General features: G+C 65.6%; 17 protein-coding genes and 1 riboswitch. Of the genes, 1 reads left to right on the top strand and 16 read right to left on the bottom strand.

Translation table 11 applies throughout. The annotated features are described in order from the left end of the window. Positions 1 to 2 precede the first annotated feature (2 nt). The 7 genes from trpA to hisI form a co-directional block, all read right to left on the bottom strand. Positions 3 to 788, bottom strand: a complete 786-nt coding sequence (gene trpA / locus AC5RTB_RS15900) for a tryptophan synthase subunit alpha (RefSeq protein ID WP_494062100.1) — start codon at positions 786 to 788, stop codon at positions 3 to 5. An 11-nt stretch (positions 789 to 799) separates the two neighbouring features. Beyond that, on the bottom strand, positions 800 to 2,119 hold the full coding sequence (gene trpB / locus AC5RTB_RS15895) for a tryptophan synthase subunit beta (protein WP_494062019.1): 1,320 nt from the start codon (positions 2,117 to 2,119) through the stop codon (positions 800 to 802). A 54-nt stretch (positions 2,120 to 2,173) separates the two neighbouring features. Then, complete coding sequence (gene trpC / locus AC5RTB_RS15890; protein WP_494062018.1) at positions 2,174 to 2,971, bottom strand: indole-3-glycerol phosphate synthase TrpC; 798 nt, start codon at positions 2,969 to 2,971, stop codon at positions 2,174 to 2,176. Then, on the bottom strand, positions 2,972 to 3,280 hold the full coding sequence (locus tag AC5RTB_RS15885; RefSeq protein ID WP_494062017.1) for an HGxxPAAW family protein: 309 nt from the start codon (positions 3,278 to 3,280) through the stop codon (positions 2,972 to 2,974). 77 nt (positions 3,281 to 3,357) lie between these two features. Beyond that, positions 3,358 to 3,993, bottom strand: coding sequence for a Trp biosynthesis-associated membrane protein (locus AC5RTB_RS15880; RefSeq protein WP_494062016.1), 636 nt, complete (start codon positions 3,991 to 3,993; stop codon positions 3,358 to 3,360). Then, a complete protein-coding gene (locus AC5RTB_RS15875; protein ID WP_494062015.1) occupies positions 3,990 to 5,552 on the bottom strand; it encodes an anthranilate synthase component I in 1,563 nt (520 codons plus the stop codon). The genes AC5RTB_RS15880 and AC5RTB_RS15875 overlap by 4 nt, the downstream gene beginning before the upstream one ends. Before the next feature lie 85 nt (positions 5,553 to 5,637). Then, the gene (hisI, locus tag AC5RTB_RS15870; protein ID WP_494062014.1) at positions 5,638 to 6,039 is read right to left on the bottom strand and encodes a phosphoribosyl-AMP cyclohydrolase; all 402 of its coding nucleotides are present in this window, start codon (positions 6,037 to 6,039) and stop codon (positions 5,638 to 5,640) included. Between the two features lie 144 nt (positions 6,040 to 6,183). Here hisI and AC5RTB_RS15865 point away from each other — a divergent pair, with 144 nt between their 5' ends. After that, complete coding sequence (locus tag AC5RTB_RS15865) at positions 6,184 to 6,828, top strand: TIGR03085 family metal-binding protein (RefSeq protein ID WP_494062099.1); 645 nt, start codon at positions 6,184 to 6,186, stop codon at positions 6,826 to 6,828. Between the two features lie 10 nt (positions 6,829 to 6,838). On the opposite strand, the gene hisF is transcribed toward AC5RTB_RS15865, so the two are convergent. The 9 genes from hisF to aspS all read right to left on the bottom strand — a co-directional run bounded on the left by hisF (position 6,839) and on the right by aspS (position 14,767). Further along, a complete protein-coding gene (hisF, locus tag AC5RTB_RS15860; protein ID WP_494062013.1) occupies positions 6,839 to 7,609 on the bottom strand; it encodes an imidazole glycerol phosphate synthase subunit HisF in 771 nt (256 codons plus the stop codon). A gap of 13 nt (positions 7,610 to 7,622) precedes the next feature. Next, positions 7,623 to 8,465, bottom strand: a complete 843-nt coding sequence (hisG, locus tag AC5RTB_RS15855) for an ATP phosphoribosyltransferase (RefSeq protein WP_494062012.1) — start codon at positions 8,463 to 8,465, stop codon at positions 7,623 to 7,625. A 93-nt stretch (positions 8,466 to 8,558) separates the two neighbouring features. Beyond that, positions 8,559 to 8,822: a phosphoribosyl-ATP diphosphatase gene (locus AC5RTB_RS15850; RefSeq protein ID WP_490891428.1), complete on the bottom strand. Its 264-nt coding sequence runs from the start codon at positions 8,820 to 8,822 to the stop codon at positions 8,559 to 8,561. 79 nt (positions 8,823 to 8,901) lie between these two features. After that, positions 8,902 to 9,393, bottom strand: a complete 492-nt coding sequence (ribH, locus tag AC5RTB_RS15845) for a 6,7-dimethyl-8-ribityllumazine synthase (protein WP_494062011.1) — start codon at positions 9,391 to 9,393, stop codon at positions 8,902 to 8,904. 81 nt (positions 9,394 to 9,474) lie between these two features. Then, entirely contained in the window at positions 9,475 to 10,122 is a 648-nt protein-coding gene (gene ribA, locus AC5RTB_RS15840) for a GTP cyclohydrolase II (RefSeq protein ID WP_494062010.1), read from the bottom strand. After that, entirely contained in the window at positions 10,119 to 10,802 is a 684-nt protein-coding gene (gene ribB, locus AC5RTB_RS15835; protein WP_494062009.1) for a 3,4-dihydroxy-2-butanone-4-phosphate synthase, read from the bottom strand. Before ribB ends, ribA begins: the two co-directional genes overlap by 4 nt. After that, positions 10,799 to 11,428 carry a riboflavin synthase gene (locus AC5RTB_RS15830; protein ID WP_494062008.1) on the bottom strand — a complete coding sequence of 210 codons (630 nt, stop codon included), beginning with the start codon at positions 11,426 to 11,428 and terminating at the stop codon, positions 10,799 to 10,801. Before AC5RTB_RS15830 ends, ribB begins: the two co-directional genes overlap by 4 nt. Then, entirely contained in the window at positions 11,429 to 12,505 is a 1,077-nt protein-coding gene (ribD, locus tag AC5RTB_RS15825) for a bifunctional diaminohydroxyphosphoribosylaminopyrimidine deaminase/5-amino-6-(5-phosphoribosylamino)uracil reductase RibD (RefSeq protein WP_494062007.1), read from the bottom strand. Positions 12,506 to 12,644: 139 nt separating this feature from the next. Continuing rightward, a riboswitch (FMN riboswitch) is annotated at positions 12,645 to 12,781 on the bottom strand. 147 nt (positions 12,782 to 12,928) lie between these two features. Beyond that, entirely contained in the window at positions 12,929 to 14,767 is a 1,839-nt protein-coding gene (gene aspS, locus AC5RTB_RS15820) for an aspartate--tRNA ligase (RefSeq protein ID WP_494062006.1), read from the bottom strand. Positions 14,768 to 14,780 lie beyond the last annotated feature (13 nt).

The raw sequence follows: 14,780 nt of genomic DNA, 5'->3' as shown, positions 1-14,780 counted from the left end.
GCTCAACCCTTCAGGGTTCCGGTGCTCAGGTCCTTGGCAAGGGCCGCCACGGCGGGGACGCCGCCGTCCCGGAGGGCGGCCACCAGGGCGGTGCCGACGATCGCGCCGTCCGCGTACGCACCGATTTCACGCACCTGCTCCGCGGTGGAGACGCCAAGCCCGACGCATGCCCGCTCAGCGCCGGCGCGGTGCGCGGCAGCCACGACCTCTCGTGCCGCTGAACTGACGGAGGACCGCGCGCCCGTGATGCCCATGATGGATACCGCGTAAACGAACCCGCGGGTTGCGTCGACAGTGGACTGCATGCGTTCCGGGGAACTCGAGGGTGCAACCAGGAAGACACGGTCAAGACCGAACTCGTCCGACGCAGCTATCCATTCCTCTGCCTCGTCCGGAATGAGGTCCGGCGTGATGAGGCCGGCACCACCGGCTTCGGCCAGGCGGCGCGCGAACTCGCGGACCCCCATCCGCATGACGGGGTTCCAGTAGGTCATCACAAGCACGGCAGCGTCGGTGCGGCTTGTGATTCCCGCGACGACGTCGAAGATCTGCCGCACAGCGAAGCCGTTTTGGAGCGCCTCGACCGTTGCCTGCTGGATAACCACTCCGTCCATGACCGGATCAGAATACGGAATGCCGATTTCGATCAGGTCGACCCCGTTTTCAGCAAGCGCAACCGCAGCATCGATCGTGGTCTGGACGTCCGGAAAGCCCGCAGGCAGGTAGGCGACCAGTGCGGTGCGTCCCTCGGCGCGGGCGCGCTCAATCGCTTCAGCTGACTTGCTCATGGTTCCGGTGCTCACAGCTGCTCCCCTTCGGCGCCGATCTCGGCCTCTGCGCTGTCCTCCGGCAGCAGGTCAAACCACTCCGCCGCCGTCGCGACGTCCTTGTCACCGCGGCCGGACAGATTCACGAGGATGATTTTCTCGCCCGGATCACCCGGCTCTGCTGCCAGGCGCTGCCCGACCTTCAGCGCTCCTGCCAGTGCATGCGCGGACTCGATGGCAGGAATGATGCCCTCTGTCCGGCAGAGCAGCCGGAACGCTTCCATGGCTTCTGCGTCGGTGATCGGCTCGTAATTCGCCCTGCCGATATCGGCCAGGAAGGCGTGCTCGGGGCCTACGCCGGGGTAGTCCAGGCCTGCGGAGATGGAGTGTGACTCGATGGTCTGCCCATCATCGTTCTGCATCAGGTACGAGCGTGCGCCATGGAGCACGCCGGGCCGGCCGAGCGTAATCGTTGCGGCGTGCCGGCCGGTTTCCACGCCGTCGCCGCCCGCTTCGAATCCGTACAGTGCGACTTCACGGTCATCCAGGAAACCGTGGAAGATCCCGATGGCGTTGGACCCGCCTCCGATGCAAGCACAAACAGCGTCCGGGAGACGGCCCGTGGCGCTGAGCATCTGCTCGCGCGCCTCTTCGCCGATGACCTCGTGGAAGTAACGGACCATCGCGGGGAAGGGATGAGCGCCGGCAGCCGTGCCGAGCAGATAGTGAGTGGTGTCCACGTTCGCAACCCAGTCACGCAGCGCGTCATTGATGGCGTCCTTGAGCGTCTGCGATCCGTTGGTGACGGGGACGACCTCCGCGCCAAGCAGTTGCATGCGGGCGACGTTCAGGGCCTGGCGCCTGCAATCCTCGGCGCCCATGTAGACAACGCACTCGAGTCCAAGCAGCGCGGCAGCGGTGGCGCTTGCCACGCCATGCTGGCCGGCACCGGTCTCAGCGATGACCCGGGTCTTTCCCATCCGCTTGGCGAGCAGCGCCTGGCCCAGCACGTTGTTGATCTTGTGCGAACCCGTGTGGTTCAGGTCCTCGCGCTTGAGAAAGACTCTGACGCCGCCGGCGTGCTCGGAGAAACGGCGCGCTTCAGTCAGCAGGGACGGACGGCCCGAGTAGGACCGGTTGAGCTCAGCGACCTGCGCCAGGAACTCCGGGTCCGACCTGGCTTTGTCGAAGGTCTCCTCCAGCTCGTCCAGCGCAGCGATCAGGGACTCGGGCATCCATCGCCCGCCGTAGGCGCCGAAGTACGGACCCTGCGCGTGGCGCAAAGATTCCCCGCCAAGAAATGCCTCTGCCGGACTGTCAGTTGCAGACTGCGGCTGTGGAGTGTCGGTCATGAACCTACTGTCCTTCGTGATGGTGTGCTGCTGTCCGTGTCGACGGCGACAGCTTCAGGTGTGCAGTGCGCTGCCCGCGCGGGAGAACTCGCGAACAGTCTCCTCGGGATTCGAGTGGCGGACGAGCGCCTCCCCGACGAGGACCGCTTTCGCGCCGTCAGCAACAAAAAGTTCGACGTCGGCGGTGTCCCGGACCCCCGACTCAGCGACTACAACGGCACCGGCCGGGATGAGGCCGGCCAGTGCCGGGAAGACCGACCGGTCGATGTCCAGTGTCTTGAGGTTGCGCACGTTGACGCCGATGATCCGGGCGCCGACGGCAACTGCGCGCTGCACTTCCTCAGCCGTGTGCGTTTCGACGAGGGCATGCATGCCGAGCCGTTCGGTGAGCTCGAGGAAAGAAGCCAGCGTGGCGTCGTCGAGCGCTGCGACGATGAGGAGGATCAGGTCCGCGCCGTGGGCACGCGCTTCCCAGATCTGGTACTCGTCAACCGTGAAGTCCTTGCGCAGGATCGGCAGATCCACGGCGGCGCGGACGGCGTCGAGATCGGCCAGCGATCCGCCGAAGCGGCGTTCCTCAGTGAGGACACTGATCACCGCCGCGCCGCCGCGCTCGTAGGCGGCGGCGAGTTCAGCCGGGTCCTGAATGTCGGAAAGTTCACCCTTGGACGGGCTCTTCCGCTTGACCTCCGCGATGACGCGCACGCCGCTCTGCGCACTGAGGGCAGCATAGGCGTCCCGTGGGGCGGGGGCCCGCTCTGCCAGGACGCGGACTTCGCCCAGCGGGAGGTTCTGCCTGCGTGCATCGAGATCCTCCCGGACCCCGACGATGATCTCGTCGAGAACGCTCACTTAGTGCCCGGAATTCTTGAGCCGGTGCCCGCCTACGCCGAATCCAAGCATCTTCAGGATGATTCCGAGGGCGAGGCCGATCACCATGATGAGGACCCCGATCCAGAACAGGATGGTCCCGGCGTCCTTGTTGCCCTCGGTGCTGGCAAAGATGAAAGCGAATGAGGACAGTGCCGCACCGGCGAGCATCACGAAGACGCACGTCCATGCTGCCGGGCTGTTGCCGTGTCCGATAGTTTCATCGCGGGCCGCTGAATGCTCAGCCATAGGGGTTTCATTGGAACCGGTTTCAGGCGCAGTGCTAGCCATGGCGTATGTATCTCCTTGTGCTGTGGTCTGTGTCCATTCTGCCATTGATTCGGCAGGGCGTTGATTCAGTCCGACACTCAGCCGGTTGGGTCCTCTCCCCGGCTGAGACTGTCCCAACTGTCTATCTCGTCAGCGTGCGTATCGGCCTTGCCCGGCCGGTTCCGGACGCCTGACTGTTCCAACCGGTTTTCATACCGGCGCGCTGAGCGCCAGCCCTTGCCTGCGATGAGCAGCCACACCGCGCAGAGCACCAGCAGCATGCCCGCCGCGGTCGCAAGCCACGGCATGGCGGTGGCCGTAACGGACACGCCCTCCTGGCTGGTGACACCGAGGGCCTCTCCAATGGCGGGCGCTGCGGAGGCTGCCGGGTCTCTGACGACCGCCAGGCTGCTGAAGATAATGCCTGCACCAGCCACGGTCAGGATGACCGCGATGATCCACCGGGCGGTACGTCCGGCGATAGAGGCGGCCAGCGCGGCCGCCAGACCCACCAGCGCAAACGCGGTCACAGCCGTCGCAGCATCGGATCCGGGGACCTGGATCGATGGAGTCTGGACGGCGGTTTGGGGCAGGGTGACCGAAAGCCATGTCTGGGTGGTGCTGCCAAAGGCCACCAGCGCAGCGACGACCGTTGCCAGGACGACGACGCCCTTGCTTCGCAGGGCGGGAGCGCGGGACCGAGTGTGCGGGCCCTGCTCCGACGCGGAGCTCACGGTGTGCCTGCGCCGGTATCGGTTACCGGGCGGAGGCTCGCAGCCATCAGGGCCGCGCGCAGCGGGGCCGCGGCCTTGTTGACTGTCTCCAGCGCCTCCGCCTCAAGTTCGGAATCCGCGACGATGCCGCCGCCTGCCTGCACGTAGGCACGGTTGTCGCGCAGCAGTGCGGACCGGATCGCGATCGCCATATCCATGTCACCGGCGAAATCGAAATACCCCACCACTCCGCCGTAAATGCCGCGTTTGTGCGGCTCGAGTTCATCGAGCAACCGGAGCGCCCGCGGTTTGGGAGCACCGGAAAGGGTTCCTGCGGGGAAGGTCGCGGCCAGCACGTCATAGGCGGAACGGGCCGGGTCCAGTTGGCCGACGACTGTCGAGACGAGGTGCATGATGTGGCTGAACCGCTCGACCTCCATGAATTGCGTAACGTCCACTGTCCCCGGCCGGCACACCTTGGAGATGTCATTACGCGCCAGGTCCACCAGCATGAGGTGCTCGGCGCGTTCCTTCTCATCGGCCAGCAGTTCCTCCGCAAGGGCCCGGTCCTGCTCGGCGGTCTTGCCGCGCGGCCTGGATCCCGCGATGGGATGGGTAATGACCTCGGAGCCGTTGACGGTCACGAGCGCTTCCGGTGACGAGCCGACGATGGAGTAAGGCCGCCCTGCCGCGTCCTCAAGGCTGAACAGATACATGTACGGGCTTGGGTTCGTGGTGCGCAGCACCCGGTAGACGTCGAGAGCGGACGCCTCGCAATCCAGTTCGAATCGGCGTGAAATGACCACCTGGAACACTTCGCCGTCCACGATGGCTTCCTTGCCGCGCTCGATCGCTGCAAGGTAGCGGTCCCGGTCCCATCGTTCCCGGACGCGGGACATCAAGGCTGCGCTGTCCGCGACGCCGTCGGCCAGGACTGATACCGGCTGGTCGGACGCGGAGGCGAGCCGCTGAAGCATGCTCCGCAGGCGGGCAACGGCGTCGTGCCAGGCTTCATCCACGCGGGCGGAGGAATTGTCGTAGTTGATGGCGTTTGCGACCAGAGTGACCTTGCCGCCTGCGTTGTCGTGGATGGCCATATCCGTCACCAGGTTCATGGCCAGCTCAGGCAGTTCGAGGTCATCCTCCGGTGGCGACGTAAGCCTTTCCCAGTGGCGGACGGATTCCCAGCCGATGAATCCGACCATGCCGGAGGTGAAGGGCGGAAGCCCGTCGAAGCGGGCGGTCTGGAGTTCCTCCACGGTTCGGCGGAGGGCCTCGACGGGGTTGCCGTCCACGGGTACCCCCGCCGGAGGCTCCCCGAGCCAGCACGCCTCACCATCCCTGGTGGTGAGGGTCGCCCGGGAGTTGACACCAATGAACGAATACCGCGACCAGACGCCGCCCTCTGCAGCAGATTCCATGAGGAAGGTGCCCGGATGGCCGTCGGTGAGCTTCCGGTAGATGCCGATCGGGGTGTGCGCATCATCGAGCACAGTCAGGCGGACGGGTATGACCCGCCGGTCCCGGGCCAGCGCGCGGAACTCCTCCAGGCCGGGGGTGATTGCTCCGAGCTCATCCATGAATTGCGTTTCCTAAATTCTCGCGCCCATCAGTCTGAAGGGCGTTGCGTTGTTCCTGCCTACGGTGTTCCTCTGCGGCGAAAGCTTATGCGGAGCCGACGAAGGCGGCGAGATCCCTGCCGTCGAAACATGTCCGGGTGCCGGTGTGGCATGCCGCGCCCACCTGATCCACTCGCACGAGCAGCGCATCGCCGTCGCAATCCAGGGCGACCGATTTCACATACTGCACGTGCCCCGAGGTGTCGCCCTTGCGCCAGTACTCCTTGCGCGACCTCGAGTAGAAGGTGACGCGGCCGCTGGTCAGGGTTCGCCGGAGGGCCTCATCGTCCATCCAGCCAAGCATCAGCACCTCCCCCGTGTCATCGGCCTGGACGATCGCGGCAACCAGGCCGGCGGCGTCCCGCTTGAGCGCGTCGGCAACCGCGGGATCGAGCTCCGGCGTCTCGCCGGCAGCGGGGAATGTGGCAGGTTCGGGGTGTTGTGACATCGCAACTGATTCTAGTCGTGCCGGCCCCGACTGCCGCATCGGGCGCCGCGTCCGGCGGGCGCGAAACGGCGCAGGTTCTTCAGCCGGAGCTGTAAGCGCCCCTATCCGGGCACAGGCATGGTTATCATGCTATTTTCAACAGTGATGCATTTCGTTGATCCCTCCCGTGAAGTCCTCGCCGAAACTCTGCTCGCGGCCGGGCCCCACTCTCCCACGCTGTGCGACGGTTGGCAGACGAAGGAATTGGCCGCGCACCTCTACCTGCGGGCCCATAAACCCAGCGTTGGGATCGGCGCGCTCATCAAGCCGCTCTCGGTCGTCTCGGAGAAGGCAACCCGCAAACTCGCCGCGAAGTCCGCATCCACACCGGCCTATGAGGCACTTGTGAACGACTTCCGCAAAGGCCACCCGTTCTACTCACCGATGCGCCTGCGCTCGATCGACACCAGCACCAACCTCATTGAATACTTCGTGCATACCGAGGACGTGCGCCGGGCAACCAGCAGGTGGGCGCCCCGTGCCCTCGATGAGGAATACTCCAGCGCGCTCTGGGACGAACTGATCAAGCGCGCAGCCATCCTCTATCGGGGCGTGGACCTTGGCATTGTGCTGGTACGGCCGGACGGCCCGAGGCATGTCGCCAAACGCGCACCCGTTTCAGTGGCGATCGTCGGCGAGCCCGGTGAGCTGCTCATGCACGCCCACGGGCGTACCCGCCATGCGTTGGTCACCTTCGAAGGACAGCCTGACGCCGTCGCTCTTCTGGAAAGCGCCGAGGTAGGACTCTAACCGCCGGTTCTCAGCGAACCGGGAAACCGGCGTCCCGGATAGCCCTCTTTACCTCGGCGATCGCGTCGACGGGACCGAAGTGGAACACGGATGCAGCGAGCACCGCATCAGCCCCTGCGGCCACGGCCGGCGGGAAGTGCGCAGGCTCGCCCGCACCGCCCGAGGCGATGAGCGGAACCTTCACCGCAGCGCGGACAACCCTGATCATCTCCAGGTCGAAGCCCTCGCGGGTGCCGTCGGCATCGATCGAGTTCAGCAGAATCTCTCCCACGCCGCGGTCTGCCGCCTCACGCGCCCAGGCGACCGCGTCTATCCCGGTTCCCTTCCGGCCGCCGTGCGTGGTGACTTCGAAGCCCGACGGCGTCGAGCGGTCATGGGTCCGGCGCGCGTCGAGGCTGAGCACGAGGACCTGCGATCCGAAATGGGATGTGATCTCATCGATGACCTGCGGACGTGCAACCGCCGCGGTGTTGATGGACGCTTTGTCGGCACCTGCGCGCAGCAACCGGTCGACGTCGGAAATTTCCCGGACGCCGCCTCCCACCGTCAGCGGGATGAAGACTTCCTCGGCCGTCTTCGCGACCACGTCGAAGGTGGTGGCGCGGTTGCCGGAAGAGGCCGTGACGTCGAGGAACGTCAGTTCGTCGGCGCCCGCGCGGTCATAGCGGTGTGCCAGTTCAACCGGGTCCCCGGCGTCGCGGAGGTCCTCGAAGTTGATTCCCTTGACCACGCGACCGGCGTCCACGTCAAGGCAGGGAATGACGCGTATTGCCACACTCATGACTTGCCCTGTCCTAGATCCGGCAGGCGTGGATGGTGCTGACCAGGATGGCACGGGCACCGAGATCATAGAGCTCGTCCATGATCTGGTTGGTGCTGTGGCGCTTCACCATGGAGCGCACCGCAACCCACTCCGAGTCGCGCAGTGGCGAGACGGTGGGTGACTCGAGTCCCGGTGTCAGCGCTGCGGCCTGGTCGACCAGTTCCTTGCGGATGTCGTAGTCGAGCAGGACGTACTGCCGTGCCACGAGCACCCCCTGGAGCCGACGGATCAGGATGTCGAGCCCTACAGGCGTTGCGCCCTTGCGTCCGATGAGTACCGCTTCGCTGCGCAGGATCGGCTCACCGAAGATCTCCATACCGGCGGCCTTCAGCGTGCTCCCTGTCTCGACGACGTCGGCGATGGCATCGGCGACGCCGAGGCGCACGGAGGATTCCACTGCGCCATCGAGCCGGACAACTGTAGCCTCAACCCCCTCTTCAGCCAGGAAGGCACGCAGCAGTCCGTCGTAACTGGTAGCCAGACGGCGTCCCTCCAGTTCCGAGACGGACGCGAAGTGGCCCACCGGGCCGGCGAAACGGAAGGTTGATGCACCGAAGCCGAGAGGCAGGAGCTCCTCGGCGTCCACCTGGGCATCGAGGAACAGGTCGCGGCCGGTGATTCCGACGTCGAGCGTTCCGGATCCGACGTACACCGCGATGTCGCGCGGCCGGAGGAAGAAGAATTCGATTTCGTTCTCGGGGTCCACCATCACCAATTCGCGGGTGTCGCGGCGCTGGCGGTATCCCGCCTCGCTGAGCATTGCGGAGGCGGATTCGGACAGGGACCCCTTGTTGGGGACTGCTACTCGAAGCATGGGTTTCCTTCAGTGAGGAGGGTTTCCTTGGGAAGTTTTCCTTGAAGCAGGCGTTTGCCGCGCGCGAGTTCTTCCGAACGTTCGGGCGCGCGGCTAAAGATGCTTGTAGACGTCTTCGAGCGTGAGTCCCTTGGCGATCATCATGACCTGGAGGTGATAAAGCAGCTGGGAGATCTCCTCTGCGGCTGCCTCATTCGACTCATACTCGGCGGCCATCCACACTTCGGCAGCCTCCTCGACAACCTTCTTGCCGATGCCATGCACGCCTGACTCCAGTTCAGCCACGGTCCGTGACCCGGATGGGCGGGCGGCAGCTTTCTCGCTCAACTCGGCAAAGAGGGTATCGAAGGATTTCACTCTGTCTAGGTTACTGGGTTCCACTGGATCCGCCGTATCGCGCCCGTTCTATGTGACGAACCTCTATGGTTCCACGCTTTCAGCTGCTCCATGGGTTCAGCACGGCTGCCGTTGCCAATGCGGCGACGGTCGCCTCGTAGCCCTTGTCCTCGCTCGAACCGGCGAGGCCGGCGCGATCCAGACCCTGGTCCTCCGTGTCGCAGGTGAGCACGCCGAAGCCCACCGGCACACCGGTGCGCACGCTGACCTCGGTGAGCCCCGACGTCGCGGCCTGGCACACGTAATCGAAGTGGGGCGTTCCGCCCCGGATGACCACACCGAGTGCGACAACGGCATCATAGTGCGGTGCCAGCCTCGCCGCTGCGACCGCCAGTTCGAAGCTTCCCGGGACGCGGATCACGTCGGGTTCGATGCCCGCGTCCGCGGCAGCCCGGCGGGCCCCGTCGAGCAGCCCGTCCATGATTGCGGTGTGCCAGCTGGCGGCGATGACCGCGAGCCGAACCGGCTGCTGCTGTTCCTGCTGCTGCGCCATGCTGGTGATGTCGATGGTGGGGGCGCCGTGTCCGGCCATGGTTCTCCTTGGAAACTGGGATGTGGGTGTGCACTAACGGATCAGGAATGTGTGATCCGGTTGGCTCTGAAAGGCGGAAGGTCAGCTCTGCTGAACGATCTTCTCCTGCGGCCTCTTGTGAAACCGTTCCTCCAGGTGGGACAGCTGGTGGTTGAGACGGTCGCGTTTGGTCTCGAGGTAATGCTGGTTCTCGAGTCTCGACGGGATTTCGGACGGCACCATGGACGCCACCGTGACGCCGTACCGTTCGAGGTGCTCCCGCTTGACCGGATTGTTGCTCAACAGCCGGATCCGGCTGATGCCAAGGTTGGTGAGGATGTCAGCCGCTGCCTGGTAGTCGCGCGCGTCGACGGGCAACCCAAGCTGTTCGTTCGCCTCCACCGTGTCTGCGCCGTTCTCCTGGAGGGCGTAGGCGCGTAGTTTGTTGGCGAGGCCGATTCCGCGGCCCTCCTGCCCGCGGAGGTAAACCACCGTTCCGCCCTGCTCGTGGACCAGTCCGAGCGCCTGCTCAAGCTGTTCGCCGCAGTCACAGCGGTAGGAGCCGAAGACATCACCCGTGAGGCATTCCGAGTGCATCCGCACCAGCGGGGCGCCATTGGCTCTGTTGGTCCCCGGTGCCGACAGCGTCAGGTGTTCCACGCCCGAGGACGCAACAATCCAGGCCTGCGCGGTGAACGATCCGAACGCCGTCGGAATGGTGACCACGGGACCACCGGTGACCGTACTCATTCGGCGACTCCTGTACCGCTCACGGCGAGATAGTCCGCGAGGTCCTCAATGGAAATCAACGGCGCCCCAAAGCGCGTGGCGAACTCCCGCAGCGCAGGCAGGCGCATCATTTCACCGTCGTCGTGGGTGACCTCCGCAATGACGGCGGCGGGTTCAACGCCGGCGAGCCGGCACAGGTCGACCGCGGCCTCGGTATGTCCGGGGCGTTCACGCACCCCGCCATCGACCGCGCGCAGGGGGAACATATGACCGGGCCGGGTGATATCCGACGGCGTGGAAGAGCCGGAGGCCAGCACCCGCGCGGTCAGCGCCCTGTCCGCGGCACTGATACCGGTGCTCACGCCGACCGCTGCGTCGCATGAGACGGTGTACGCGGTCTGCTTGGAGTCCTGGTTGTTCAGAACCATGGCGGGCAGTTCCAGCCGGTCCGCGGTCTCGCCGGTGACCGGAACACACAGGACGCCCGAGGTGTACCGGATGGTCCATCCCGTCAGTTCCGCGGTAGCGAACTGGGCAGCGAAGATGATGTCGCCTTCATTCTCGCGATTGGCATCATCAACAACGACGACGGCGCGGCCCGCTGCCATCGCCGCGACGGCCGCCTCCACTGAATCCAGTGGGATTTCCAGCACGACGCCGGCAGGAGTGTCCGCTGCGCCGCTGTTTCCCTGAGCGTTCATGCGCGCACTCCATTTCCTGTGAATGCAAGCAACCGTTCTGCGTACTTGGCCAGCACATCCATCTCGAGGTTCACAGGATCCCCGATGCTCTTCGCGCCCAGCCCGGTTTCGCTGAGGGTTGTCGGAATGAGGCCAACCTCGAACCAGGGGTCCGTTAATCCGGCGTCGCTCACGGCGGTCACAGTCAGCGAGACGCCGTCGACCGCGATGGAGCCCTTCTCCGCCGCATAACGGTCCAGCGGGGAAGGAAGGCTGAAGCGCAGACGCTCCCAGGAACCGAGGTCCTCACGCTCAAGCAGCGTACCGACGCCGTCGACATGCCCCTGCACAACGTGCCCGTCCAGCCGGCCGGTGGCCGGAACGCAGCGTTCGAGGTTCACCCGGTCGCCCTCGGCCAGCCGGCCGATGGTTGTTCGCGCCAGGGTCTCCCCCATTACATCAACGCTGACGCGGCCGCCGTCGATGGTGGTGGCGGTCAGGCAGACGCCGTCGACTGCAATGGACCCGCCGAGCTCCAAACCGGTTGCGGTTGCACCGGCGTCGAAGACAAGCACCGCGCTCGCACCGTCCGGGGAAGGTTGGACGGACGAAATTGTGCCCCGTCCGGAAACAATTCCTGTAAACAATCAAGGGCCTTTCACGAAGGGCGCCGGAACCGGCGCTATGGGTTTGAAATGAAGTCGGACGTCATCGCCGATCTGGGTCACCGCAGCGGCGCCGTCGGGATCGAGACGCCACACATGCGCATCGACCAGCGTTGCGACGCCCAGGCGTTGAAAGGCCGGTACGCCGGAGCCGAGGAGCATGGGCGCGATGTAGGTGAAAAGTTCATCCACCAGGTCCGCCATAAGGAAGACCCCCACCAGTTGAGGGCCGCCTTCCACCAGGACGTGCCGTACACCCCGGACGTAAAGCTCCTCCAGCGCGGCGACGGGATCGTGGGTGCGCAGGTGCACGAAACCCTTCCCACGCATGGCGGCCTCTTCCGGGATATCCCGCAAGCCGACGGCGACGCGCAGCGGCTGGCGGTCGGCGTCCGATCCGTCGAGTGCCCGTGCTGTGAGGCGGGGGTCGTCGGCGAGGACCGTGCCGGTGCCCACCAGCACGGCGTCGACCCGGGTACGGATGGTGTGCCCATCCGCGCGGGCATGCGGGCCGGTGATCCACTGGCTTGAACCGTCCGCAGCCGCCGATTGCGCATCGAGGCTCTGTGCCACTTTGACGGTGACGAACGGACGCCTGGCCCGAACTGCGGCGAGCCAGCGGCGGTTCAGCTCTGTTGCAGGGTCAGCGAGGAGTCCGCCAACCACCTCGATACCGCCGCTGGTGAGGCGTGCGGCTCCACCGGCTGCGTCGGGGTTCGGATCGGAGGCGGCGTACACAACGCGTTCGATGCCGGCAGAGAGGATGGCTTCGCTACAGGGGCCCGTGCGACCGGTGTGGTTGCACGGCTCGAGCGTGACCACCATGGTGCAGCCGGCCAGGTCGACACCGTGCAGGGCTGCTTCCTTCAGTGCCGCGACTTCCGCATGATCTGTCCCGGCCCCGAGGTGGGCACCGGCGGCAACCATCGCGCCGTCGCCGTCGAGAATGACAGCCCCTACCAGCGGATTTGCACCGCGCACCCCCTGGCCGGCAAGGAGCAGCGCGTGCTCCATGGCCATCATTTCGTGCGCAATGAAGGCGTGCTCAGCACCGGTCATGGCGGCCTCCACGCGGAGGCGACGGCTGATAGTCCATATCGTTCCCTCACCTAGCTCTTACGGCTCCGGGGGAACGACAGACCGGGCCGGCGCCGGCGAGGGCGCGCGAAGCGCCCACGACAGGGCACAGCCGAGGCTGCACGTGCTTCTCCCATCCAGACTTTAACTGTCGGTGCCGGAATTTCACCGGCTCAACCGTGTGCTGCCCCAAAAGGCTGCGCGCGGGTCGCGGACTATAACCGCCGGTTCGGAATTACACCGACCCCGGAGCACGTTGTACGACGTTCATTGTTCCATATTTTTGGACGAACGTATGAGATGACGTTTGAAGACGTCCGCCACCGTCTTTCGCATCTCCGAGTGCGCAGATGGTCGTCGAAATACGCCGGCATTCCCGCGTTATCTGCGCACCCAGCGAGGCTGTCAGGCCTTCGCGCCGGCTTTCTCTTCAGCCTTCGGCTCTGCCACCGCGTCCGGGTTGGCGCCTGACTTCACAACCGGCTTGGCCTCCGGCTTCGCGTCGACGCCTGCTTCCTTCCGCTGCTGCGGGGTAATCGGCGCCGGCGCGGCGGTGAGCGGGTCGTAGCCGCCGCCGGACTTCGGGAAAGCGATGACGTCGCGGATGGAATCGCTGCCCGCCAGGAGTGCAACCACACGGTCCCAGCCGAACGCGATGCCGCCGTGCGGGGGCGCACCGTACTTGAAGCCCTCGAGGAGGAAGCCGAACTTCTCCTGTGCATCCTCGGCGCTGATGCCCATGACCGCGAAGACCCGCTCCTGGACGTCCCGGCGGTGAATACGGATAGACCCGCCGCCGATTTCATTCCCGTTGCAGACGATGTCGTAGGCGTACGCCAGTGCGCTGCCCGGATCGGTGTCGAAGGAGTCCACGAATTCCGGCTTTGGTGATGTGAACGCATGGTGGACAGCGGTCCATGCACCTGAACCCACGGCGACGTCACCTGCGGCGACGGCCTCCGACGCCGGTTCGAACATGGGTGCGTCGACAACCCACACGAATGCCCACGCATCCGGATCGATCAGGCCGGTCCGGTGACCGATCTCGACGCGCGCGGCGCCGAGCAGCGCACGCGAGGAAGACTTCTCACCCGCCGCGAAGAAGATACAGTCACCCGGCTTCGCGCCGACGGCGTCCGCCAGACCCTCGCGTTCGGCGTCGGTCAGGTTCTTGGCAACGGGACCGCGGAGGCTGCCGTCGTCGTCGATGAGGACGTACGCCAGGCCCTTGGCACCGCGCTGCTTGGCCCATTCCTGCCACGCATCGAGTTGCCGGCGCGGCTGGGAGGCTCCGCCGGGCATGACGACGGCGCCCACATACGCTGCCTTGAACACGCCGAACTCGGTGTCCTTGAAGTACTCGGTCAGCTCAGTCAGCTCAAGACCGAAGCGCAGGTCCGGCTTGTCGGAGCCGTAGCGCGCCATGGCGTCGGCGTAGGTCATGCGCTGGATGGGGGTGGGAATCTCGACGTCGATCAGCTTCCACAGCGCCTTCACCAGCTGCTCACCGAGCGCGATGATGTCATCCTGCTCAACGAAGCTCGCCTCAATGTCCAGCTGGGTGAACTCGGGCTGCCGGTCGGCCCGGAAGTCCTCGTCGCGGTAGCAGCGGGCGATCTGGTAGTACTTCTCGAAGCCACCCACCTGTAGAAGCTGTTTGAAGAGCTGGGGCGACTGCGGGAGCGCGTACCAGGAGCCGGGCGCCAGGCGCGCCGGAACCAGGAAGTCACGGGCGCCCTCGGGCGTGGACCGGGTGAGGGTGGGAGTTTCGATCTCCACATAGCCGTCCGTGTGCAGAAGCTCGCGGGCAACCCGGTTCGCTTCGGAGCGCAGGCGGAGGTTGGCGTTCGGGGCGGGACGGCGAAGGTCGAGGTAACGGTGCCTGAGGCGTGCTTCCTCACCCACCTCGACGTGCTCGTCAATCTGGAACGGCAGCGGGTCCGAGGTGTTGAGGATCGTCACCTTCTCTGCGATGACCTCGATCTCCCCGGTTGCCAGTGCCGGGTTCTCATTGCCCTCGGGGCGCTTCTCGACGGTGCCGATGATCTGGAGCACGTACTCGTTGCGCAGGCTGGAGAAGACGTCCTCTTCCCGCACGACCACCTGGGCGACACCGGAAGCATCACGCAGATCAAGGAATGCCACGCCACCGTGATCACGACGGCGGGCCACCCATCCGGCGAGAGTAACGGTTTGTCCAATGTGCCCGGTCCGCAGGGAACCAAGGTCATGTGTGCGCAGCACAGCATTCCTTCCG

It is taken from the genome of Arthrobacter sp. M71 S08 (genome assembly GCF_059089725.1).
The sequence above is the reverse complement of the archived record's forward strand: the minus strand, read 5'-3'. Positions and strand labels throughout refer to the sequence as shown.